At 32.9% G+C, this 23,675-nt stretch carries 17 protein-coding genes; 10 read left to right on the top strand and 7 right to left on the bottom strand.

Going from position 1 to position 23,675, the window contains the following annotated elements:
* Position 1: 1 nt before the first annotated feature.
* On the bottom strand, positions 2 to 880 hold the full coding sequence (locus FGM02_RS07490; RefSeq protein ID WP_139957679.1) for a cell division protein FtsX: 879 nt from the start codon (positions 878 to 880) through the stop codon (positions 2 to 4).
* Between the two features lie 163 nt (positions 881 to 1,043).
* Here FGM02_RS07490 and rbfA point away from each other — a divergent pair, with 163 nt between their 5' ends.
* Both rbfA and FGM02_RS07480 read left to right on the top strand, forming a co-directional pair.
* Positions 1,044 to 1,439 carry a 30S ribosome-binding factor RbfA gene (rbfA, locus tag FGM02_RS07485; protein WP_139957678.1) on the top strand — a complete coding sequence of 132 codons (396 nt, stop codon included), beginning with the start codon at positions 1,044 to 1,046 and terminating at the stop codon, positions 1,437 to 1,439.
* A gap of 1 nt (position 1,440) precedes the next feature.
* Positions 1,441 to 2,637: an ABC transporter permease gene (locus FGM02_RS07480; RefSeq protein WP_139957677.1), complete on the top strand. Its 1,197-nt coding sequence runs from the start codon at positions 1,441 to 1,443 to the stop codon at positions 2,635 to 2,637.
* Between the two features lies 1 nt (position 2,638).
* On the opposite strand, the gene FGM02_RS07475 is transcribed toward FGM02_RS07480, so the two are convergent.
* Positions 2,639 to 3,529 carry a hypothetical protein gene (locus tag FGM02_RS07475; RefSeq protein ID WP_139957676.1) on the bottom strand — a complete coding sequence of 297 codons (891 nt, stop codon included), beginning with the start codon at positions 3,527 to 3,529 and terminating at the stop codon, positions 2,639 to 2,641.
* A gap of 56 nt (positions 3,530 to 3,585) precedes the next feature.
* Between FGM02_RS07475 and FGM02_RS07470 the strand changes: the two genes are divergently transcribed.
* Positions 3,586 to 3,951 carry a TM2 domain-containing protein gene (locus FGM02_RS07470; RefSeq protein WP_243739371.1) on the top strand — a complete coding sequence of 122 codons (366 nt, stop codon included), beginning with the start codon at positions 3,586 to 3,588 and terminating at the stop codon, positions 3,949 to 3,951.
* A 180-nt stretch (positions 3,952 to 4,131) separates the two neighbouring features.
* Here the strand turns inward: FGM02_RS07470 and FGM02_RS07465 are convergent, their stop codons facing one another.
* The 5 genes from FGM02_RS07465 to FGM02_RS07445 all read right to left on the bottom strand — a co-directional run bounded on the left by FGM02_RS07465 (position 4,132) and on the right by FGM02_RS07445 (position 11,900).
* Complete coding sequence (locus FGM02_RS07465) at positions 4,132 to 4,860, bottom strand: SdiA-regulated domain-containing protein (RefSeq protein ID WP_139957674.1); 729 nt, start codon at positions 4,858 to 4,860, stop codon at positions 4,132 to 4,134.
* A 30-nt stretch (positions 4,861 to 4,890) separates the two neighbouring features.
* Complete coding sequence (gene dusB / locus FGM02_RS07460; RefSeq protein WP_139957673.1) at positions 4,891 to 5,886, bottom strand: tRNA dihydrouridine synthase DusB; 996 nt, start codon at positions 5,884 to 5,886, stop codon at positions 4,891 to 4,893.
* A gap of 129 nt (positions 5,887 to 6,015) precedes the next feature.
* On the bottom strand, positions 6,016 to 8,241 hold the full coding sequence (locus tag FGM02_RS07455; protein WP_139957672.1) for a redoxin domain-containing protein: 2,226 nt from the start codon (positions 8,239 to 8,241) through the stop codon (positions 6,016 to 6,018).
* A gap of 5 nt (positions 8,242 to 8,246) precedes the next feature.
* Complete coding sequence (locus tag FGM02_RS07450; RefSeq protein WP_139957671.1) at positions 8,247 to 9,152, bottom strand: ATP-binding cassette domain-containing protein; 906 nt, start codon at positions 9,150 to 9,152, stop codon at positions 8,247 to 8,249.
* A 189-nt stretch (positions 9,153 to 9,341) separates the two neighbouring features.
* Positions 9,342 to 11,900, bottom strand: coding sequence for a TlpA family protein disulfide reductase (locus FGM02_RS07445; RefSeq protein ID WP_139957670.1), 2,559 nt, complete (start codon positions 11,898 to 11,900; stop codon positions 9,342 to 9,344).
* A gap of 293 nt (positions 11,901 to 12,193) precedes the next feature.
* Here FGM02_RS07445 and FGM02_RS07440 point away from each other — a divergent pair, with 293 nt between their 5' ends.
* From FGM02_RS07440 to FGM02_RS07410, 7 genes are all read left to right on the top strand, one after another.
* Positions 12,194 to 13,186 carry a Gfo/Idh/MocA family protein gene (locus FGM02_RS07440; protein ID WP_139957669.1) on the top strand — a complete coding sequence of 331 codons (993 nt, stop codon included), beginning with the start codon at positions 12,194 to 12,196 and terminating at the stop codon, positions 13,184 to 13,186.
* 124 nt (positions 13,187 to 13,310) lie between these two features.
* Positions 13,311 to 15,107, top strand: a complete 1,797-nt coding sequence (gene lepA, locus FGM02_RS07435; RefSeq protein WP_139957668.1) for a translation elongation factor 4 — start codon at positions 13,311 to 13,313, stop codon at positions 15,105 to 15,107.
* Positions 15,108 to 15,281: 174 nt separating this feature from the next.
* Positions 15,282 to 16,019, top strand: a complete 738-nt coding sequence (locus FGM02_RS07430; RefSeq protein ID WP_139957667.1) for an energy transducer TonB — start codon at positions 15,282 to 15,284, stop codon at positions 16,017 to 16,019.
* Positions 16,020 to 16,358: 339 nt separating this feature from the next.
* Positions 16,359 to 17,783, top strand: a complete 1,425-nt coding sequence (locus FGM02_RS07425; protein WP_139957666.1) for a glycogen synthase — start codon at positions 16,359 to 16,361, stop codon at positions 17,781 to 17,783.
* Positions 17,783 to 19,057 (top strand): glucose-1-phosphate adenylyltransferase, encoded by a 1,275-nt coding sequence (locus FGM02_RS07420; RefSeq protein ID WP_139957665.1) that lies wholly within the window; start codon positions 17,783 to 17,785, stop codon positions 19,055 to 19,057. The genes FGM02_RS07425 and FGM02_RS07420 overlap by 1 nt, the downstream gene beginning before the upstream one ends.
* A 97-nt stretch (positions 19,058 to 19,154) precedes the next feature.
* The gene (gene glgB / locus FGM02_RS07415) at positions 19,155 to 21,068 is read left to right on the top strand and encodes a 1,4-alpha-glucan branching protein GlgB (RefSeq protein WP_139957664.1); all 1,914 of its coding nucleotides are present in this window, start codon (positions 19,155 to 19,157) and stop codon (positions 21,066 to 21,068) included.
* Positions 21,069 to 21,238: 170 nt separating this feature from the next.
* Positions 21,239 to 23,635, top strand: coding sequence for a glycoside hydrolase family 31 protein (locus tag FGM02_RS07410; protein ID WP_139957663.1), 2,397 nt, complete (start codon positions 21,239 to 21,241; stop codon positions 23,633 to 23,635).
* Positions 23,636 to 23,675 lie beyond the last annotated feature (40 nt).

Genomic DNA, 23,675 nt, shown 5'->3' with positions numbered 1-23,675 from the left:
CTTAATAATACAATTGATCTGTTTTTAAATTTAAAAATCTCTGTGTGGCAAAATACGTACTAAACCAAGTAATTAATATTCCTATTAAAAATACGCCAGCAAATACAATTGCCAATTCTTCCTTATTGGAAAGCAATTGCAGCTCTGGAAAATACTGTGCGGTATAATAAAACAAGGCCGCCAAACCTGCGCTTGCCACTACGGCTCCAAAAATACCCAAACGGATACTTTTCCATATAAAAGGTCTTCTAATAAATCTTTTGGTGGCCCCTACCATTTGCATGGTTTTAATGGTAAATCTTTTAGAATAAACCGACAGGCGGATAGAACTATTAATTAATAAAATTGCCACCAATCCAAAAAAGGAAGCTACAATTAAAATCCAAAAACTTATTTTCTGAATGTTTTGCGTTAATAATTGAATCAAAGGTTCGTCATACACAACCTCTGAAACATAGGCATTTTCACTAAGTTCTGTTTTTATATCTAACATTTTTAAAGGAGCAACATGGTCTGATTTTAAATACACATCAATAGAATTTTTTAATGGATTTGAACCCAAAAACTCTAAAAAATCTTCGCCAATATCTTCACTGTATATTTTAGCTGCTTGTTCTTTTGATAAAAACACTACAGATTTTGTATAGTCTTTTTTCAACAAGCTGGCTTCTAATTTTTTTGATTGTGCTCTAGACACATTGTCTTTTAAAAATAAAGTAATGGCTACTTTTTCTTTAAAATGATTGGCTATTTGTTTCGATTTTAAAACAACCATTCCCAAAACCCCAATCATAAATAACACCAACGCAATACTTACTATTACTGAAAAATAGGAAGATTTTAAACGTCTTTTTTGATGCCTTTCAAAGGAACTACTCATGTTTTAAATTTTAAGCTGGCAAGTTACTAAATTAGATTTTAGATTTTTATCCTTTAATTAAAAATATAAACCAAGTATCTATACTTAATTTCCATTTCGAATATAGGCAAAACTTTAAAACAGGAAAGCTCTACACTTCCAAATAATATCTTAAATTTGCAACATGGAAGAAACGAATAGACAAAAAAAAATTGCTGGGGTAATTCAAAAAGATCTTGTAGATGTTTTGCAAAGTGCTGCGCAAGACGGAATGCGAGGTGTAATCATTTCTGTTACTAGAGTGAGAGTGACAACTGACTTAAGTCAGGGCCAAGTATTTTTAAGCATTTTTCCTTCTGAAAAAAGAGATGAGTTGGTAGCTGCCATTCAATCAAATTCTAGATCTATTAGACATGAATTGGCACAAAGAACAAAACATCAACTAAGAAGAGTTCCTAATTTAGTTTTTTATGGAGATGATTCTTTAGATTATATTGAAAATATTGACGCTTCTTTAAGAGGAGAAGACATTAACCCTATAAAAAACCCAGAAGTACTTCCTAAAAGGAAAAAATCGTAATTTGAATTTTTCGCTATACATCGCTAAAAGATATTTACTATCTAAAAGCAGTCATAATGCCATCAATATTATTACTATTATTGCTACCATTGGTGTTGTGATTGGCTCATTAGCTTTGTTTTTAGTTCTCTCTGTTTTCTCGGGTTTAAAAACATTTAGCAGCAGTTTTTTAAATGCTACAGACGCCGATATTGTTATCACACCTCTTAAAGGAAAATCTTTCTTTTGGACTACAGGTCAAGAAGCGATTTTAAAGAAAAACAAGGACATTATTGCCTATTCTAAAACCATAGAAGAACGTGCTTTTTTTAGACATGACAAAAAAGAACATATTGCTTATATAAAAGGAGTAGACTCTAACTTTACCAAAGTAGTTCGAATAGACTCTTTGGTTTATGCCGGTAAATGGCTCGACTTTAACAAAAACACTTCGGTAGTAGGAAATGCAATTTCTTCAAAATTATCTTTAGGAATTTTAAACTACGGAGAACCTTTGAGTATTTTAGTTCCCAAGCCTGGTAAAAAATTAATCGTAGATCCTAGTAAAGCCTTTCGAATACTTCACTCACAGGCTGTCGGTATTTTTTCTATTTCTGAGGAACAGGACAATAAATACGTGTATGTACCCTTAAAATCTGCACAACAACTATTACAGTTTTCAAACAATCAAATATCCGCCATAAGTATTAAGACTTCTCCGGAAAAAACGGCCAGTGTTATTGCTACTCTTGAAAACACTTTAGGGGATAAATTTAAAATAGCCTCAAAAGAAGAACAGAATGCCGTATTCTATAAGATATTAAATACCGAAAAGCTCGTTGCTTATTTAATATTTACTTTGGTTTTGATCATCGCATTATTTAATGTCATTGGATCTATTATTATGATGATTCTAGACAAAAAGAAAAACCTACAGACACTGTATAATCTTGGAGCCACTCTAAAAGACATCCAACAAATTTTCATGCTGCAAGGAGTATTGCTTTCTCTATTTGGACTAGTAGTAGGCGTTGGACTAGGAATTGCTTTGATTGCTGCTCAAAATAGCTTTCAGTTATTTATGATTACAAACACCATTGCCTACCCTATTGAATTTCAAATAAAAAACTTGGCCATTGTTTGTACTACCATTATCACACTCGGTATTGTCGCTTCTAAAATTGCCAGTAGTAGAATTTCTAAAAAAGTATTAAATTAAATTACCTTCGATGAATTAATATTCTCGTTTCTTGGTTTGTATTTAATTTAGTATTTAAATCTATCTGCTTTTTTAAATCAACCAATCTTACTCTTACAGAATTGATTCCTATTGTCCCTTGATTTTCAGCTTTGATAATTATTTCATTTTTAATTTTCTTGCTAATATCTACTTCAACAACTGATTTTATTTTTTTTACACTAAAATTATTCAAAACCTTTACTCCATTTACATATATAGAAATCCTATCATCATCTTCAACGCCAATATCATTAATCTCCATTACTAATTTATCCGACTCCCAAAATACAGACGTACTTTCTCCTTCTTTTAAACTATTAATTTCATTTTCTCCTAGAAGTTTTTCGGTCGTTATTTTTGATTTCGTTAAACTATCTACAAATACAGACCTTGAAATTCTTTTCGTTATTTTCTCTACTTTTTTCAGGATTCTTTCCATCTTCATAAGATTTAAAGTACCGTCAATACATTTTGTACCATCTTGATAAAGCCCGACAAACGCCCCTTTTATTTTAGTTCTTTTTGATGCCAGTTTTAAAACTCCTTTAAAGTTGATTCTGCAAAAATCATTCTCAGAAATTACAGATTTGGTATACTCAATATCATTTTCTTGAAAACTAAAAGAATCGCTCTTTTCATCATACAATCCTGATATACTATTTTTAGTTTCATGCTCCCCAGCGGCATCTGTCATAGAGTAACCACTGATCACACCTTTATTAACCGAAAATTTTAATTGATAAGGAAGCATCACTGTATCTTGAACGATCACTAAACCCTTAAAATCATAGTGTTCTTGTGAATGAATATTTTGAAGGGTAGCAATTATCAAATACGCAGTAAATAGGTTAAAAATACTTTGATGTTTCATTAAGTTTATCTTTATTTGCAAAACTATTAACTTTATAAACAAAAACTATTATGAAAATGAGAATTATTTTTTCAGTTTTAACGCTGTTATTAACTGTAAACTTGTCTTACGCTTCTTTCCCTACAGTAAGAAACGTAGCAACAACGAATCAAACGATTAGCACAGAAACAATTTCTGAAGACATGGACGAAGCGGTTGCTCCTGTAGCAGCATCTTCAGGAAAAAGTCAAATCGCAGCTGCATTATTAGCATGGACGGTAGGTGTTATCGGTATTCATAGATTCTATTTAGGATATACTTGGCAAGGAGTTGTACAAATATTAACTCTAGGAGGTTTAGGAATTTGGACATTGATTGATCTTATTAGAATAATCACAGGCGATCTAAAACCTAAAGGCGGAAGGTACTCTAAAACCTTCTAAGAAAATAAAGACATATAATAAAGAAAGCACTCTCTTCAGGGTGCTTTTTTTTATGCTATTCATATAAATAAATAACTCTATTTCCTCCAATCAAAATACTTCAAGAAATTGTTTACATCAGCATTATTACTCTTGGTATTTTGGCTTTAAAAATCGCTAGTGTAAGAATTAACTAAGGAATTAATTTCCTAATTGGTAAATACACATTTCTGAAGTTTCATCACTGACTACATACAATTTTCGCTGCACAACATCAATAGCAATCCCTTCAGGTTTTTTTAATGAAATTTCATGCTTACCAAGCATATTTCCATTTTTATCTACTTTATATATAGCCTGAGAGACATCACTTAGTATCCAAAACACATCCAGTTTTGAATCGTAACAAATACCTGAAATATCTACTGCAAAATCAAAATTTATTTTAAGAACAATCTTTTTTTTATTTTTTGATAATTCTAATAATTGTTTTGGAGCGGCTTCATTTATTAAGAAGAAATTCTTGTTCTTAGTATCATAGCAAATACCTTCCAAGCCCTTGTTATCTCCTCCTTTTTGTTTCCCTCCAATTTTTTGTTTGCTCCGAATTCCTTTTGTTAGTGAAAAATGATAGAGACTTCTTTTTGATTCACTTACCACATATAATTCTTCTTCATCTTCATCAAAAGCAATGCCCTCCAAATCTTTCATTGGGGTTTTGTACTTTTTAAGGACTTCTCCATCGGTCGTAAGTTTATAAATCGAATTATTAGCATCACTAACCGTATACAACGCTCCTTTAAAAAAAGTCAAACCTGAAGGCTCAGGAACCTTTATTGCTACTTTCTTTAACAATTCCATTACTTCAATTTTAGATGAAGACTGACAAAAAGACAAAGAAAAAAGCAAGAAAATTAATTTCGTCGACATGGAAAAATTTCTAATTATGAAAATAAAGGTTTAAGCGAAAGTTTGATCGCCAAATTTTTGCAAGACCTCATCAAAAGTAGCGTACATTTCTTCCGCAGAATTGGAAGTCACCATTTTCATTCTATATTCCTTAAAGTTAGGAATACCTTTAAAATAAGTTCCATAATGACGTCTTGTTTCCAAAACTGCCAAAATCTCTTTTTCTTTCCAAGCAATTTCCATTTCTAAATGACGACGAGCAACAGCTACTCGCTCAGCAATAGTAACTGGAGGCAAATGTTCTCCGGTTTCAAAAAAGTGCTTAACTTCTTTAAAAAACCAAGGATTTCCAATACTTGCTCTTCCAATCATGGCACCATCTAAGCCAAATTCATCGCGCATTTTCATGGCCAATTCTGGCGTGGTTACATCTCCATTTCCAAAAACAGGAATATGCATTCTCGAATTGTTTTTAACTTCCGAAATAGGAGCCCAATTGGCATCGCCTTTATACATTTGTGCACGGGTTCTTCCATGAATAGAAATTGCCTTACAACCGACATCCTGCAAACGTTCTGCTACCTCAACAATTTTTATCGAATCTTCATCCCAACCCAAACGAGTTTTTACCGTAATGGGCAAGTTGGTATGCTTTACCATAGCTTCCGTTAAAGAAACCATCAAATCAATATCTTTTAAAATTCCAGCACCTGCTCCTTTTGAAACAACCTTTTTTACAGGACAGCCAAAATTAATATCAATAATATCTGGTTTCGACTGCTCAACTATTTCAACAGTTTTTAACATGGACTCTAAATTGGCTCCAAAAATCTGAATTCCAACGGGACGTTCTTTTTCATAAATATCCAATTTTTTCACACTTTTTGCTGCATCACGAATCAAGCCTTCCGAAGAAATAAATTCTGTATACACCACATCTGCTCCTTGTTCCTTGCACAAAGCTCTAAACGGAGGATCACTTACATCTTCCATAGGAGCCAAAAGCAACGGAAAGTCATTCAATTCTATATCGCCAATCTTTACCAAAATATTCTGTTTTTTTAGAACTGCAAATATACTGTTTTCTATTTCACTTGAAATGGATTTGTTAAAATCGGTAACGTCATTAGAATCAACTAGTAATAGACTGCTTTATTAAGTTATATTTCGCCCCACTTATTCTACTAAATACTTATTCAAAATCTCATCAAAGAGCGGATAATCTGGTCTTGAAAAATCTGAACTAATCAACTTCCCTTCAGGATCAATTAAAATAAAAGTAGGGTACTTTTTGATATTGTAGTTTTTTATAAATAATTTTTCGTTTATGGGTTTTAAGTCAAATAGCAGCGTGTCCTTTTTCTTAGAAGAAACCTTCCAAATTGCCTTAGAGTCTCCAAAATTCATTTTTGCAAAAACAATATTTTTATTCTTATACTGTAAAGCTTTCTTTTTAAACTTAGGAGCTATTTGCAAACAAGGCTTACACCAATTCCCCCAAATATCTATCAACAAGTATTTTCCGTTAAAATCTTTCAACTCAAATGTTTTTCCATTGGTATCACTTGCTACAAAATCTGGAGCTACATTCCCTTTTGTCAGTCTATTTTGATTGTATAATTCTTTTACTAATAATTTTTGATAAGATTCTTTTTTAATTGATGACAGGTATCTATTCATCAAAGAATCTCTGGTTTTTATTTCCACTGCATTGGTAATGCTATTTTTCAGATGCTTAAAAAGCAATCTATCTTTGAACAAACTAGGTTCTAATTTATCTATAGCTTCAAAATGTTTTTGAGAATCAGACACCTCAATTCTTTCGTCTTTTTGAATCAATTTTTTAAGTACAAAAGTATAGTATTCTTCTACTGATAATAAATCTGCATCATTTAAATACACACTATTCTCTAAATCTTCAAGCTTATCAGCATCTTTGATAATTTTATTAGGAAATATTTTTTTTACTTTTTCTTTATAGCTGTCCCAATTATTCAAAGACCGTAAAGAAACTATTTTTGTTTGTCGGGCAAGATAGTCGTCACTAGGTATAAAATTATCTACGGTTCTTTTATTGTGAATCTCTCCTAAATTCAGTTCCCATTCCCTAAGAATCTCTTTAACAAAAAATTCGTCTTTATCTAAATTGATATTTCTATCTAAATAATATTTCACGGTACTATAACGGCGGCTAGATTTTATTTTCATATTTTCTGCCAACCGAGTTCCAGTTATTTCAATTTTATTTTGTCTTCCATAAATTTTAAAATCAATCTGCAGACTATCATTTTTCCCAAAAAACAGTTGTTGCCCATAGTATTTTTCGAATTCAATAAAATAGGTGTCAAATTTTAAATCCCCTGTCAATTCACCTCTAAACTCACCATCTATAATAGGAATCTTCGCAAGTGTATCTTGTGCCAAAACACCGAAAACATAAAAGGTTTTCAAGGGCACATTGCCAGACACCGTTCCTTTAACAACAGTTTTATTGCTTCTCTCTTGCTGTTTAGGTATAACAACCGAATAAATCAGCAAACCTAAAATTGTAACAACACCAACAACAGATAGGCTTCTTTTTTTAGATTTAAAAAATGCTCTTATAAATATTTTATGATAATACCAACTATACCCAATAAACAAAAAGAGAACCGAATACAAAATACTTAACAGTTCTGAAAAAGTAAACCAATTTGTTCCCAAGTCACTACCTCTAGGATACACACTCACATCTCCTAATTGCTGAAACGGATACCAGTTCATGATCAGGTTAGACTTTCTCATTAATGTAGATGCAGACATGGCTAGAAAACCTACTAAAAGAGGCCAAATAAAACTAGAAATTAAAACAGATATGCTATACTGAAATGCTGTAACTCCTAAACTAACAATAAAAAGCCTTGCTCCTACTTTAAAAAAATCTTCAAAAGGTATAGACACTATTTTATAAGAAGGAAGCTCAAAAAACACAGATAATAAAAATGCAAAAACAACCACAGAAAACAACAAGGATACAATTGCAATCAAATTACTTGCTAACAAAACAAGATATTTAGAGAAATATATAGAAGCCTTTGTAGTTGGCTGGGTTTCCATCAAATTCCAACCCTTATTTTTATGATCTATTTGTGTTATTTTACTTGCAGATATTATGATTAGTATAGGGAATAAAAAATATGAAAAACCTACTAAGGCTTCATTATTTAGTGTTTCAAAATAATAATTCACAGGAATACCACCTCCTTTTTGTATACCCTTACTATATACAAAAAGGCGTACAATAAAAAACACCAACGGAATTATAGCCCCTAAAATAATGCTTAATGTAAAAATACCCGAACGTTTCTTTTTTATCAATTCTAATTTTAGGTTCTTTTTTAAATATGGAAATATAGTTTTCATAGCCTCTATTTTGTTAGTGTTAAAAACCAATTTTCTAATCCTTCCTCTATCCGAAGTTGATAAACGGGTATGTTATTTTGAATTAAAAATTTAGTTACCTCAGGAATATCTTCTTTGCTTGATAGCGAAATTTTAAACTGATTTTCACTTTCTTGTCTTAGGACTTCGTATGCTTCTTCAAGAATAGATGCATGTTTTTCCGATTCACCAATTTCTAATAAAACAGTACAATCCGTATTTCGTGAAGCGAGTTCTTCCATTGTACCTTCAAATTGAATTTCTCCTTTATGAATAATGCCAATATACGTACACATTTTCTGAATTTCGTCTAATAAATGACTTGAAATAAAAATGGTAATTCCTTTTTCCTTATTTAAATTCACCAACAACTCCCTAACCTCAGTCATTCCTGTAGGATCTAATCCGTTTACCGGCTCATCTAACAACAACAACTCTGGATCACCTAATAAAGTCATCGCAATTGCCAAACGCTGTTTCATTCCTAAAGAAAATTTTTTCACTTTTTGATTTCCATTTTCTAACAATCCTACAAGTTCTAAAACTTCATATATTTTTGATTCATCTATACTTTTTAAAGTAGTAACACATCTTAAATTGTCAATCGCAGACAAGTGCATATACAAACTTGGAGACTCGACCAAAGCTCCCATTTTATGAAACATTTCAGGCATTTGACTTTTTATTTCTTTCCCAAAAATAGAAATATCGTCTTTTTCACTTACCAAAACACCAGTAAGCAACTGCATTGTGGTAGACTTACCTGCACCATTTGGACCTAAAAAACCATAGATTGATCCTTTGGGTACATTAATATTTACTTTATTTAATATTTTATGTTTTTTGGAATACGAAAACGACAAGTCTTCTGTTTGAATAGCGAACTCTTTCATATAGCTTTTTTAAATTTAAATTTTTCAGCGTTAAAGGTATGGATAATTGAACTTATACTTTAAATAAACAAATATTTACAACTACACTTTTTATATCAAGAAAGATATACTGAACTTATGCAAAGTATATCTGCTTCTTTATAAAAAATATTTCACCTCATGAAAGGGAAAACATTTACAAATCTATTTTTACAAATGCGATTCAATAAGTTTTTTGTAAGTTTCATTGGGCTGATGCCTAAGTTTCTTTTCTATAATTTTCCCAGTTTTATCAACCAAGGCATGATGCGGAATACCTGATATGTTAAACTTGATTTTCATATAATTCCATTCATCAGCAGAGACTCTGTAGTGCTCTCCTTTTATTCCTGGAATCATATTATTGTAAGTCTTCTCAGGAGAAGTAGTATCGGTTATATATAAAAACACGACTTCCTTGTCTTTTAGTACTTCCTTCATCGGAATCATCCTTTTAATTCCTGAACGACAGGGAGCGCACCAAGTTGCCCAAAAATCAACAAAAACAACCTTTCCTTCGTACTTTTCAATAATCGCCTTAAAAACTTTATCTCCATCTGTTTTTGGTGTTTCTTTTACAACAAAACCTGTTGCTTTTTTATTAGACTCTAGTTTCAAAATGGTTTTCTTATTTTCATTTTTCAGACACTCAACTAAAAAGGAATTGCTAATTTTTTTCGACACTTCGCTTAATTCTTTTTGTGAAAGCGGTGATAATTCATCCTTAATTGACCCTGCTACAATTTGCATCTTTATGATATCAGACAACCAATTTTCTTGTTTATCAAAAAATAAATTGATATTATCTAATTGAGATTTTCTAAGTTTACTGTACATATTCTCTCTTGTAATTCCGGAGTATTTTTTAGAAAAGGCTCTGCTTTTAGTTCTATGCTCTTCATTAAAAAAGGCATTGTTTTTTTCCTTCTCTTCTTTGGTCAATATGTCATTTTTTGCAATTTGAACAGCGATTACATTTTCTGGCACATCTACCTCATACCTTTTAAGATAAGCCAAAGTACTATCGATATGCACCCTATTATTAGCATACAATTTCTTACGGTCTACCTCAGTCATTTTTCTATACAATTCACTAACTTTTAATCTAAACATTTTAATCTCTTCAGCATTTTCAGTATTAAAATCTATTTCTTTTTGTATAGTTTTAGCATTATCCATATTAAATTTCAATTGTCCATCTATTAGACTTTGTTCCTCATCAGTCAAGGTAATTCCTTTTTCCTTTAATATTTCTGCTAATTCTACATTACTTATACCAGAAACACTCATGTTACTACGAAGCGGTGCACAAAATCGTAAGCGATTCACAAAATTTCTATACTCACTTACCATAACTGCCAATTTATTAGTATAAATATCAGTTGCCATAAAACTTAAATAAGCCTTATCTATTTTAGTTTCGTTACTTTCTCTGTTATACATGTCATAACTAACCAAGTATTGGTAAAAAGCGTACGCTAATTTTAAGCGAATTATTTGTTGTGCTTTAGTACTAATTGTTCTTGTCTTAAGAAGGTCTTCAAATTTTTTAGTTTGAGCCTCATGAATTTCAATTGTCTTATTTTTATATTCTTCTAAAGAAATCTCTTTAATTTTTTTCGTTAGATTGTAATAACTTCTATCTAATGACAAAAATTGCAAACTCGTTAAATCCGTATTTAACTGCGCCAAATCACCTGCAAATAAAACGTCCGTACGGCTCTTAGAATTTATCAATTGCCAAGTTTCCTTACCTTGCTCAACAAAAACAGAACCGCTATAATTGGGTAATCTCACATAAACTTCTTGAGGATGAAGCAATGGAAATTTTACTGAAAAACTACCATCCTTTTTTATTTTAACCAAATAAGAATCTTGTTTCCCTGTAAAAACATTACTCACATGCAGCATACCTGTTTTTTGTGGATTCCTTTTACTATAATTTAACAATACACCCGAATAAGTAGTAGAATCTATTTTTAAAAATTCAGTTTCATTGTAGCGTTCCTCATCAACGAAGCTGCTAACTTTAACATCAGTTCTTTTTTTACTAAGCTTTACTAAATGTTTTTTATGACTACCAAAACGAATCGTTTTGTCTTTGTTTTGTTTTGCATAAACCACTTTTTCTGCGCCAGCTTTTTCTAAAACAAGCGTATATAGATTCCGTTTTTCCTTAACTGATTTATACTCCCAAATTTGTTTATCAACGATAGCCTTATCATTCTGAAAAGAACACGCTAAGACATTGCTACCGTCTGTTTTTAACCAATTTCCTTTTAACGCTTTGGGTAATACAGAACCAAATTTAGTATCGTTAATTATAATGTCTTCAACATACCAAGAACCTCCTTTATTTGATTCAAAGAAATCAATTCTTCCAACATCTTTCTTTATCGGTGGAAAATACAAGCTATAATTTAGGACTCCAGCTTCAGGAAAAATCGTTTTTTTGTTAAGACGAATCCCCTCTGCCTTTATCACAAATAATTTCTCATCCTTTTCTACATCTTTGATACAAGAACCTTTAGGTATATAAAACGCTGCTCCAGGTTTTCCGTGTAAATGAAAATGTAGGACGGTTGCGTCTTCTAAAATTTCTAATTTCCTTATTTCTCCTGGCAAGGAACTTGCACCAAATTCGGGGTTTTTGATGATTTTCTGAGAAAATCCAAAATTGACTGACAGCAAAAAAAGGATTGCACAAATAATTTTCTGTGTGTTTTTCATAGCGTTTTTTTTACACAAAAGTATATATTATTACTGTGTAGAATAATAATCTTCGGTCTTTAACTGTAATTTAACTTAACTCTTAATACTTGAAATTTATGCTTACTTCACTAATTCTAAGTTATTTTCAACCACCAAACATTCTATTATTTAAAGTATTTAACTGCAATTGTTTTTAGCACAGTCCTTCTCTTCTCCTAAAGCAGAAAACAAAACAGTTATTAAAATATTGACCTCCAAAAAGTCAAGCACTTTGTATATATTAGCAGCAATTTTCTTTATTAAAACAAACCATGACAACGAAAAAAACATACAATTGGGCCGTATTAGGCTGTGGAAAAATCGCAAAAAAATTTGCTAGTGATTTAAAATTATTAGAAAACGCAAACTTATACGCTACCGCTTCTAGAAGTCTTCAAAAAGCTGAAGAATTTTCAAACGAATTTGGATTTGAAAAAGCCTATGGAACTTATGAAGAAATGGTAAATGATCCAAAGGTAGATATCGTATATATTGCCACTCCTCATTCTCTTCATTTAGAACACTCTTTATTATGTATGAATCATAAAAAAGCCGTACTCTGTGAAAAGGCTTTTGCTATTAATGAAAAAGAAGTCTCACAAATGATTGCTTCCTCCAAAGAAAACAATACTTTTTTAATGGAAGCTTTCTGGACACGATTCAATCCTGCATTTTTAAAAGTTTTAGAAATTATTCAATCAAACGAACTAGGAGCGCTAAAACATGTCAAGTGCGATTTTAAATTTTTCGCTCCTTTCAACCCTGAACACCGTTTATTTAATATGGATCTTGGAGGTGGTTCTTTATTAGACATTGGAATTTACCCTGTTTTTACGGCATTAATGACACTTGGACTCCCAAATGAAATTCAAGTAGAAGCTGAACTCGCTAAAACTGGAGCTGATGAAAATATAGAAATGTTATTTAAGTACACCAATGGCAATTCAGCAAATTTGGCTTCCGGACTTAAGTGCAATGCTTTTAACGCTAGTGAATTTCTATTTGAACATGGCGCTGTAAGAATATTTAGAGAATTAGACCAACCACTACTGTATAAAAAAGGCTACGAGCTAACCTCCATAAATATAGAAAACAGCCCTGGTTTAGGCTACCAACTAGAAGCAAAACATGTTATGGAATGCCTAGACAAAAACTTACTTGAAAGTCCAATGTTACCTTTAAGTTTTAGTTTAGACCTGATAAAAACCCTAGATAGAATTCGTAAAAAAGCAAACATTGTTTATCCAAATCACGACAAACAATAAACTCAAATAAATAAAGAATTCACGCTACACAAAGTATTCCATTAAATTGTAAGCTTATAGCTTCCTTAAGCATTGCATAATTAACTATCTTTGCGAACCATTTTAGGAGAAAGAGACACGAAGTATGAAAAATATTAGAAATTTTTGCATCATAGCACATATTGACCACGGTAAAAGTACACTTGCTGATAGGTTATTAGATTATACAGGTTCTGTAACAGAAAGAGAAAAACAAGACCAATTGCTAGACAATATGGATTTGGAACGTGAACGTGGTATTACCATTAAAAGTCACGCCATACAAATGGACTATACGCAAGACGGGGAAGAGTACATCTTAAACCTTATTGACACTCCTGGCCATGTAGATTTTTCTTACGAAGTCTCTAGATCTATTGCAGCTTGCGAAGGCGCATTGTTAATTGTTGATGCAGCACAAAGCATTCAAGCACAAACAATTTCAAACTTATACCTGGCTTTGGAAAATGATTTGGAAATTATCCCAATTTTAAACAAGGTAGATTTACCAAGTGCCAATCCAGAAGAAGTTACCGATGACATTGTAGACCTTTTAGGTTGTAATGCCGAAGATGTAATTCATGCAAGTGGAAAAACAGGTTTGGGAATTGACAATATTTTAAAAGCTATTATTGAAAGAATTCCTGCTCCAAAAGGAGACCCTGAAGCTCCCTTACAAGCCCTGATATTTGATTCTGTTTACAATTCTTATAGAGGAATTGAAACTTATTTCCGTGTTTTAAATGGTGAAATAAAAAAAGGACAACGCATCAAATTTATGGCCACCAACAATGAGTATTTTGCTGATGAAGTTGGAACTTTAAAATTGACCCAGGTTGTAAAAAAATCTGTAAAAACAGGAGATGTTGGCTACCTTATTACAGGTATTAAAACAGCAAAAGAAGTAAAAGTGGGTGACACAATTACAGATGCTGCAGTGCCAACTACTGAAATAATTGATGGATTTGAGGATGTAAAACCAATGGTTTTTGCTGGAATTTACCCTGTGGATACGGATGAGTACGAAGAACTTCGTTATTCTATGGAAAAACTTCAATTAAACGATGCTTCACTTGTTTTTGCTCCAGAAAGCTCTGCAGCCTTAGGTTTTGGTTTCCGTTGTGGCTTCTTAGGAATGCTCCATATGGAAATTATTCAGGAACGATTGGAACGCGAATTTAACATGACTGTAATTACTACCGTTCCCAATGTATCGTACCATGCGTTTACGAAGAAAAACCCTGACGAAATTATATTACTAAACAACCCTACCGACTTGCCAGACCCGTCTGGATTAGACAGAGTAGAGGAACCTTATATCAAGGCATCCATCATTACCAAATCTGACTTTGTTGGACAAGTAATGGGTTTATGTATTGAAAAACGTGGTCTTATAGTCAATCAAACTTATTTAACACCTGTACGTGTAGAATTGACTTTTGAAATGCCATTGGCAGAAATTGTTTTCGATTTTTACGATCGATTAAAAACCGTTTCTAAAGGATATGCTTCTTTCGACTACCATCCTATTGGTATGCGACCTTCTAAATTAGTTCGTGTAGACATCTTACTAAACGCACAACCTGTAGATGCATTATCAGCGTTAATTCATGCAGACAATGCGTATAGTATTGGTAAAAAAATGTGTGAAAAATTAAAAGAATTAATCCCTCGCCAACAATTTGACATTCCAATTCAGGCGGCTATTGGTGCTAAAATTATTTCTAGAGAAACAACCAAAGCACTTCGTAAAGATGTTACTGCCAAATGTTATGGAGGTGATATTTCAAGAAAAAGAAAACTTCTAGAAAAACAAAAGAAAGGTAAAAAACGAATGCGTCAAGTTGGAAATGTTGAAATTCCACAAGAAGCATTTATGGCTGTTTTAAAATTAAATGATTAAATAAAAAAACACCGATAATACATTAAAGAAAGTCCAAGATTATTAGCAATAAACTTGGACTTTTTTGGTTCTTATAAACTTAATTTAAAAATAAAGACTTTTTTATCTTTTTACTTGATTTAATTCCTAATATTCTGTAACTTAGTACTAGTAATAACACTAAAATTTACAGTTATGGAAGTTAAAAAAAACCCAAAAGCACGTTTAGAAAACTATAGTTTCTTGTTTTTAGAAATCGGTTTAGTTTTAACATTATTCTGTACACATGTTGCATTAGAATACAAAACTTATGATAAAATAATCGCAGACTTTGAAACTGTAATTTTAAACGCAGAACCAGAAGAAGAACTCGTCATTACACATAGAGTTCAACCTACTGCCCCTCCTCCACCTCCTCCTCAATTGGTAGAAGTTATTGAAATTGTAAAAGACGACAAGGACATAGAAGAATCAATTGTTGAAACTACAGAAACCGATGAAACAGAAGCCGTTGATGCAGCGGTAGAAATAAGTGATATTGTAGAAATTGGTGAAGGTGAAGAAATTGTGGAAGATGTTCCCTTTTCAATCATTGAAGACGCTCCTGTATTTCCTGGTTGCGTAGGCACAAAAGCGCAATTAAGAAATTGTTTTGCAAAAAGCATCTCCAAACATGTCAACAAAAAATTTGACGCCAGCTTAGCCTCTAATTTAGAACTCTCTGCAGGACAAAAAAGAATATTTGTCATGTTTACTATAGGAAAAGATGGACAGATATCTGAAATAAAAGCCAGAGCTCCTCATCCTAGATTGCAACAAGAAGCCATTAGAGTGGTAAAAACTCTTCCAAAAATGTCTCCTGGTAAACAACGAGGAATGCCTGTAAAAGTAAAATACTCTTTACCGATAACTTTTGAAGTAGTTTTAAACTAAAACTACTTCAAAAAACAGGTCTAAATATGCCGATTTAGAATTATAAAAGTGAGAAACAAGAATACGTACTTTTAAAACGAAAGTTTCGCATTAAAAAATCAACACTTTAACCTAAAAACAATGTTAACAACAAATAAAATATCCTGACATACGGCAGAAATACATGGAAACAAATATTTTTTCAAAAACTGGCAAAAAGATAAACATTTGTTAATCAATAAAATGAACATTAAACAAAACTAAAAACAAGATGTAAAAATAAAATAACGGTTAATAAAAGGGTTTTTTAAATAAATTCCGTAAGTTTAAACATCAAAAATTTATTCAACCAATTTTATAATGAATAGTATACATATTAGCGCCGAATGCTATCCTATAGCAAAAGTCGGTGGGTTAGCAGATGTTGTTGGAGCTTTACCTAAATACCAAAACAAAACGGGATTAAAAACGGGTGTAGTCATGCCGTTTTATGACAACAAATTTACTAAAGCAAATAGCTTTAAAGTAGATTACACGAGTTCCGTTAGTTTAGGAAATTTAGAATATCCTGTTGAAATTCTACTTTTAGATAGTATGGATTTAGGCTACCCATTGTATACGGTAAAAATACCAGGCTTAATGGATCGTGAAAATGTTTATGGTTATGCAGATGACACTGAACGCTTTATCGCTTTTCAGAAAGCTACATTGGATTGGATTTTACAATTTCACGACAAACCTGAAATTATTCATTGCCATGATTATCATACAGGACTAATTCCTTTTATGGTTTCAAATGCCTATGTGTATGAAAGCATGAAAAAAATTCCTACGGTACTGACCATTCACAATGCTCAATATCAAGGACAGTTTTCTTTCGATAAATTAAATTACTTCCCAGAATATGACTTATCCAATTCTGGATTAATTGAATGGGCCGATCTTATCAATCCTTTAGCTGCCGCTGTAAAAAATGCTTGGGCTGTGACGACAGTTTCGCCTAGTTATTTAATTGAACTCCGTTCAGCAGCTAACGGACTAGAATGGTTATTAGATAATGAAAAAGACAAATCTATAGGGATTTTAAACGGAATTGATACCGAAGTATGGAATCCGGCTACAGACCCAATGGTTTCTAAAAACTTTTCTATACACAATTCCCTTTCAGGAAAACGCAACAACAAATTATTTTTATGTGATAAATTTAATCTTGACCCCGAAAAACCATTATTTGCCTTTATAGGTAGACTGGTAGGTGAAAAGGGAGCAGAATTACTTCCACAAATATTTAGAAATTCTTTAGAGAATCCGGACATAGAATTAAACATACTTGTTTTAGGTTCTGGAGACCCAACCATTGAAACAGACTTAGCTTCCTTAAATGACCGCTACAAAGGAAACTACAATACATTTATAGGATATGACGAAACCTTATCGCATATTATCTACGCAGGTGCCGACTTCTTAGTCATGCCTTCACGTGTAGAACCTTGCGGACTGAACCAAATGTACTCTTTACGATACGGAACCATTCCAATTGTTAGAAGCATAGGTGGTTTAAAAGACACGATCAAAGACATTAGCGAAGAAGGTGGTTTTGGAATATGTCATGAATTTACAGACGTTGATCAAGCATCAAATGCAATTGTAAGAGCATGCGCGCTATACAAAGACCAAAAAACTTTTAAAAGCATCCGCAAACAAATAATGCAAATTGACCATTCTTGGGACAAATCTGCAGAGAACTATAACGAATTATACCAAACTTTATTAAAAAATAAATAATCATGAAAAAAAAAGTCTTAGGAATTATTTTAGGTGGTGGGCAAGGATCTAGACTGCAACCATTAACAACTTCACGTTCAAAACCAGCAGTGCCAATTGCAGGAAAATACAGATTGGTAGATATTCCAATCTCAAACTGTATCAACTCTGGTATTGATAGAATGTTTGTTTTAACGCAGTTCAATTCAGCTTCACTAAATAAACATATTAAAAACACCTATAATTTCAGCTTTTTTAATGATGCCTTTGTAGACGTATTAGCTGCGGAGCAAACTCCTGGAAACAGCAATTGGTTCCAAGGAACCGCAGATGCCGTAAGACAATCTATGAAGCATTTCCTTGGCCATGACTGGGATTATGCTTTGATCTTATCCGGTGATCAACTGTATCAAATGGACTTTACCGAAATGGTAAAACAACACGAAAAAAGTAATGCGGAAATTTCAATTGCAACACAGCCTGTAAACGAAAAAGATGCCACTGGTTTTGGTATTTTAAAAACAAATGCAGACAATACTATAGATTCTTTTATTGAAAAACCATCGGCAGAGCAACTTCCAGATTGGACTTCAGAAGTATCGGATGATATGAAAGCTCAAGGAAGAAACCATTTGGCTTCTATGGGAATTTATATTTTTAGTAGAGGATTCCTTTCAAAAGTATTAGAAGAAAATAAAGATACGCTAGATTTTGGTGGAGAGATCATTCCACAATCTATCAACAAACACAAAGTAATGAGTTTCCAATACGGAGGTTACTGGACTGATATTGGTACAATTTCTTCTTTCTTTGATGCCAATTTAGGTTTGACAGATGCTATTCCAGATTTCAATTTATTTGATAAATCTAAAAGTATCTTAACAAGAGCTAGAATGTTGCCTCCATCAAAAATCACAGGAACAACACTAGAAAAAACATTAATTGCCGAAGGTAGTATCATTAGCGCTAGCCGCATTGAACGTTCAGTTGTAGGAATCCGTAGCCGAATTGGCGTGGGAACTACTATTTCTAATTCTTATTTAATGGGTAGCGATAGTTACCAAAGTTTAGACGCTGTTGAAAAATGTATTAAGGAAGGAGAACCTTACGTAGGTATTGGAGATCGTTGCTATATTAACAACTGTATTGTCGACAAAAACGCAAGTATTGGAAACGATGTGAAAATTAACGGTGGACCACATTTAAAGGACATCGATACCGACACCTATACCGTTAGAGACGGAATTGTCGTTATTAAAAGTAAGGCTGTGATTAAAAGCGGAACTGTAATTTAGTTCTTTCCACACAATCAAATACAATTATTGAAGTTGCCTGAAAAATAATCTTTTTTCAGGCAACTTCTCACCTACCAAACTAAACAGCCTTCTAATTATGAGCAATGTAAAAGTACACAGTCTATTTACTGAATTTGATATCAATTTATTCAAAGGCGGTAAACATTATAGACTTTATGAAAAATTTGGAGCACATCCTGCCACAGTAGACGGGGTTGAAGGAATTTATTTTGCCGTATGGGCACCCTCTGCCAATCATGTGTATGTGATTGGAGAATTCAATTTTTGGGATTCAAACGACCACCTATTAAACGTAAGATGGGATGGATCTGGAATTTGGGAAGGGTTTATTCCTGGCCTAAAAATGGGCGTTCAATACAAATACAAAATACACAGCAACAATAGCGGAATTATTACAGAAAAAGCAGATCCTTATGCTTTTTCATGTGAACATCCTCCAAGAACAGCTTCTGTTGCTTTTGATATAGAAAACTATAAATGGAACGATAAAGATTGGCTTTCCTATAGAAAAGATAAAAACGGATTAGACAAACCTTATGCCGTTTTGGAAGTTCATTTAGGTTCATGGATGTACAATGTTGAAGAAGACAGACCCCTGACTTATATAGAGCTTGGAGACAAATTAGTGAACTACCTAAAAGACATGGAATTTACACATGTAGAATTCATGCCAATTATGGAATATCCTTACGATCCTTCATGGGGCTATCAATTGGTAGGTTATTTTGCACCGACTTCAAGGTTTGGTACACCTACCGATTTTATGTACTTAGTTGACAAACTTCATCAAAGCGATATTGGTGTTATTTTGGACTGGGTCCCTTCACATTTCCCTTCAGATGATCATGGTTTAGGTTTCTTTGACGGAACACATTTATATGAACATCCTGACAAAAGAAAAGGATATCACCAAGACTGGAAAAGTTTAATTTTCAACTACGGTCGTAATGAAATAAGATCCTTTTTAATAAGTAATGCCATTTTTTGGCTAGACAAATACCATATTGATGGCTTAAGAGTAGATGCCGTGGCTTCTATGTTATATCTAGATTACTCTAGAGAAGACGGAGAATGGGAACCAAACATGTATGGAGGAAGAGAAAACCTAGATGCAATTTCATTCCTAAAAGATTTTAATACGGAAGTATACGCCAGTTTTGAAGGCGTACAAACAATTGCCGAGGAATCCACAGCTTTTCCTATGGTGACGAAGCCAGAAAACTTAGGAGGGCTTGGTTTTGGTATGAAGTGGATGATGGGTTGGATGCACGATACTTTGGAGTATTTCCAAGAAGATAGTATCAATAGAAAATACCACCACAACAAAATTACCTTCAGTTTAGCTTACGCCTTTACAGAAAACTTTATGCTACCTTTATCTCACGATGAAGTGGTATATGGTAAACATTCTATCTTAGGAAGAATGCCTGGAGATAAATGGCAAAAACTAGCCAATTTGAGACTTCTATATGGATATATGTATGCTCATCCTGGTGCCAACTTATTATTTATGGGAAGTGAATTTGGACAAGAAGGCGAATGGGATTTCCAAAAAAGTTTAGATTGGAATTTATTGGAAGATGAAGGACATGCCAAAATGAAAGATTTTGTAAGAGATTTGAATAAATTGTACAAAAACACACCTGCATTCTACGAAAAGGCTTTTGGTATTGAAGGATTTGAATGGATCAATTATGAAAACCATGAAGATTCTATTATTTCCTTTATTAGAAAAGGACATGATGCTAAAAATGATATTGTAATTGTCTGCAATTTTACACCTGTTGTTAGGGAGAAACATTTAATTGGCGTTCCTAAATCCGGCCATTTAGTAGAAATACTAAATAGTGATGCGGCTATTTATGGAGGTAGCGGTGTTTGCAATACAAAAAAGATTAAAATTAGTAAAAAACCTTGGGACTTTAAATCCAACTCTGCAATCGTAAATTTACCTCCACTCGGAATTGCAATCTTCAAAATCACAAAATAAGCTGATTTATAACACCCTTTTATACGCAAATCATCAGCGTTTAAAAGGGTGCTTTAAACGAATTTTGCTTTATAACAAATGACAATTATTAAACGTTATTTTTACATAAATACACGTGGCTACTTTCATTATTTTAAGTAATTTTGCCACTTATTAAATCACTAGTAATTATGATATTAAACACAGCACTTGAATACAAAGGAGATTTATTTCCTTCCAACATAACAAGGTATTCAAAAGATGTAGACGTGCTACACTTTTCTACCTCAAATAACGTTATCCTACAGCTAACCGTACTTAGAGATAGCGTACTTCGTTTTAGATATACAACGGTTGGAAAATTTGACAATGATTTCTCTTATGCCATCGCAAACGATGCCAATACGGGATACAATCATTTGGTTATTACAGATGATGAAGAAAAGTATATTATTACAACTTCTAAATTAATTTGTAATATCTATAAAGCAGATCTTAGAAAAGCAATCTATGATGTAAACGACAAATCTCTTATTTGTGAAGACGAATTAGGGTTTCACTGGGAAGAGAGCTACGAATTAGGTGGAGACATCGTAAAAATGAGTAAAGCTGCTCAGAACGGAGAAAGCTACTATGGTTTAGGAGACAAACCTCAGCACTTAAATTTAAAAGGAAGACGTTTTGAAAACTGGGCTACAGATTCATACGCTTTTGGTAAAGATACAGACCCTATATACAAAGCCATTCCATTTTATACAGGATTGGTAAACGGTAAATCTTATGGAATCTTTTTTGACAATACCTTCAGAACTTATTTTGATTTCTGTCAAGAAAGAAGAAATGTAACAAGTTTTTGGGCACAAGGAGGTGAAATGAATTATTATTTCATTTACGGACCAAAAATGATGGACGTAGTAACTAGCTATACAGATTTAACAGGTACACCTGAATTACCACCATTATGGGCCTTAGGATACCACCAATGTAAATGGAGTTATTATCCTGAATCGAATGTAAAAGAAATCACAAAGAAATTTAGAGATTTAAAAATTCCTTGTGATGCTATTTACTTAGACATTGATTATATGGAAGGATTCCGTTGCTTTACTTGGAGCGAAGATTATTTCCCAGACCCTAAGAGAATGGTGAAAGAATTGGCTGATGATGGGTTTAAAACCGTAGTGATCATCGATCCAGGAATTAAAATTGACAATGAATACAGCGTCTTTAAAGAAGGATTAGATAAAGATTATTTCTGTAAACGTGCCGATGGTCCTTATATGAAAGGAAAAGTTTGGCCGGGAGAATGTTATTTTCCAGATTTCACAAGACCAGAAGTTAGAGAATGGTGGGCTGGATTATTTAAAGAATTGATTGAAGACATAGGAGTTAAAGGTGTGTGGAATGACATGAACGAACCAGCAGTTATGGACGTTCCTGGAAAAACTTTCCCACCAGATGTTCGTCATGATTATGATGGAAATCCTTGTTCTCATCAAAAAGCACATAACATCTATGGAATGCAAATGGCACGTGCCACTTACCATGGTTTGAAAAAATTCAACTATCCTAAACGTCCATTCGTAATTACACGTTCTGCCTATTCAGGTACACAACGTTATACGTCTACTTGGATGGGAGACAATGTTGCTACTTGGGAACATTTACAAATTGCAAACATACAAGCACAACGTTTGGCCTTATCTGGATTCTCATTCGCAGGTTCTGATATTGGAGGGTTTGCTGAGCAACCAAATGGAGAATTATACGCGCGTTGGATTCAATTAGGCGCTTTCCACCCATTCTGTAGAACACACTCTTCAGGAGATCATGGAGATCAAGAACCATGGGCTTTTGATGAAGAAATTACAGATGTTGTTCGTAAGTTTATTGAAATCAGATATGAGTTGTTACCTTACTTGTACACTTCTTTCTACAAATATTCTGTTGAGAAAGAACCAATGCTTAAATCATTGGTATTGTTTGATCAAGAAGACACACAAACACATTACAGACTTGACGAATTTATCTGTGGAGATAAAATTTTAATTTGTCCTATTAACGAACCAAATGCTCAAGGAAGAAGAATGTATATTCCAAGAGGAGAATGGTACAACCACTGGACAAAAGAGATGGTATCCGGTGGAAAAGAAACATGGGTAGATTCAGACCTACATCATATGCCTATTTTTTACAAAGCTGGTTCTGTAATACCTAAATACCCAATACAACAATATGTTGGTGAATTAGAAATTACACAACTAACCTTAGATGTATACTTCAAAAAAGGAAAAGAAGATTCTGACTTGTTTGAAGATGCCAACGATGGTTACGACTATACCAAAGGTCGCTACAGCTTAAGAAACTTCAAATTAGAAGGTTCTGACACTAAATTGGTGATTAGACAACACAAACAAGGAAAGTACACGACCTCATACGATACTTTTAAAATAAATTTATTTGGCGTACCATTTGACATAAAATCTATTAAAATAGATAATGAATATGTTGAATTAGCTGATGTACAATTTGAAAATGGAACTATAGTAGTTTCTAAAGAATTTACAAATATCCAACTGAAAGGATAATAAATTTCTTAATATATTAAAAGCCTAACTGTTTTCACAG

This window comes from Flavicella sediminum (assembly GCF_006381105.1).
Taxonomy (GTDB): Bacteria; Bacteroidota; Bacteroidia; order Flavobacteriales; family Flavobacteriaceae; genus Flavicella; species Flavicella sediminum.
This window is presented reverse-complemented; position numbering and strand designations above follow the sequence as displayed.

Excerpts from the sequence above, each read along its gene's own strand:
- FGM02_RS07490 (WP_139957679.1), bottom strand. The coding sequence starts at position 880 with ATGAGTAGTTCCTTTGAAAGGCATCAAAAAAGACGTTTAAAATCTTCC.
- rbfA (WP_139957678.1), top strand. The coding sequence starts at position 1,044 with ATGGAAGAAACGAATAGACAAAAAAAAATTGCTGGGGTAATTCAAAAA.
- FGM02_RS07475 (WP_139957676.1), bottom strand. The coding sequence starts at position 3,529 with ATGAAACATCAAAGTATTTTTAACCTATTTACTGCGTATTTGATAATT.
- FGM02_RS07470 (WP_243739371.1), top strand. The coding sequence starts at position 3,586 with ATGAGAATTATTTTTTCAGTTTTAACGCTGTTATTAACTGTAAACTTG.
- FGM02_RS07465 (WP_139957674.1), bottom strand. The coding sequence starts at position 4,860 with ATGTCGACGAAATTAATTTTCTTGCTTTTTTCTTTGTCTTTTTGTCAG.
- FGM02_RS07455 (WP_139957672.1), bottom strand. The coding sequence starts at position 8,241 with ATGAAAACTATATTTCCATATTTAAAAAAGAACCTAAAATTAGAATTG.
- FGM02_RS07450 (WP_139957671.1), bottom strand. The coding sequence starts at position 9,152 with ATGAAAGAGTTCGCTATTCAAACAGAAGACTTGTCGTTTTCGTATTCC.
- FGM02_RS07445 (WP_139957670.1), bottom strand. The coding sequence starts at position 11,900 with ATGAAAAACACACAGAAAATTATTTGTGCAATCCTTTTTTTGCTGTCA.
- FGM02_RS07440 (WP_139957669.1), top strand. The coding sequence starts at position 12,194 with ATGACAACGAAAAAAACATACAATTGGGCCGTATTAGGCTGTGGAAAA.
- lepA (WP_139957668.1), top strand. The coding sequence starts at position 13,311 with ATGAAAAATATTAGAAATTTTTGCATCATAGCACATATTGACCACGGT.
- FGM02_RS07430 (WP_139957667.1), top strand. The coding sequence starts at position 15,282 with ATGGAAGTTAAAAAAAACCCAAAAGCACGTTTAGAAAACTATAGTTTC.
- FGM02_RS07425 (WP_139957666.1), top strand. The coding sequence starts at position 16,359 with ATGAATAGTATACATATTAGCGCCGAATGCTATCCTATAGCAAAAGTC.
- glgB (WP_139957664.1), top strand. The coding sequence starts at position 19,155 with ATGAGCAATGTAAAAGTACACAGTCTATTTACTGAATTTGATATCAAT.
- FGM02_RS07410 (WP_139957663.1), top strand. The coding sequence starts at position 21,239 with ATGATATTAAACACAGCACTTGAATACAAAGGAGATTTATTTCCTTCC.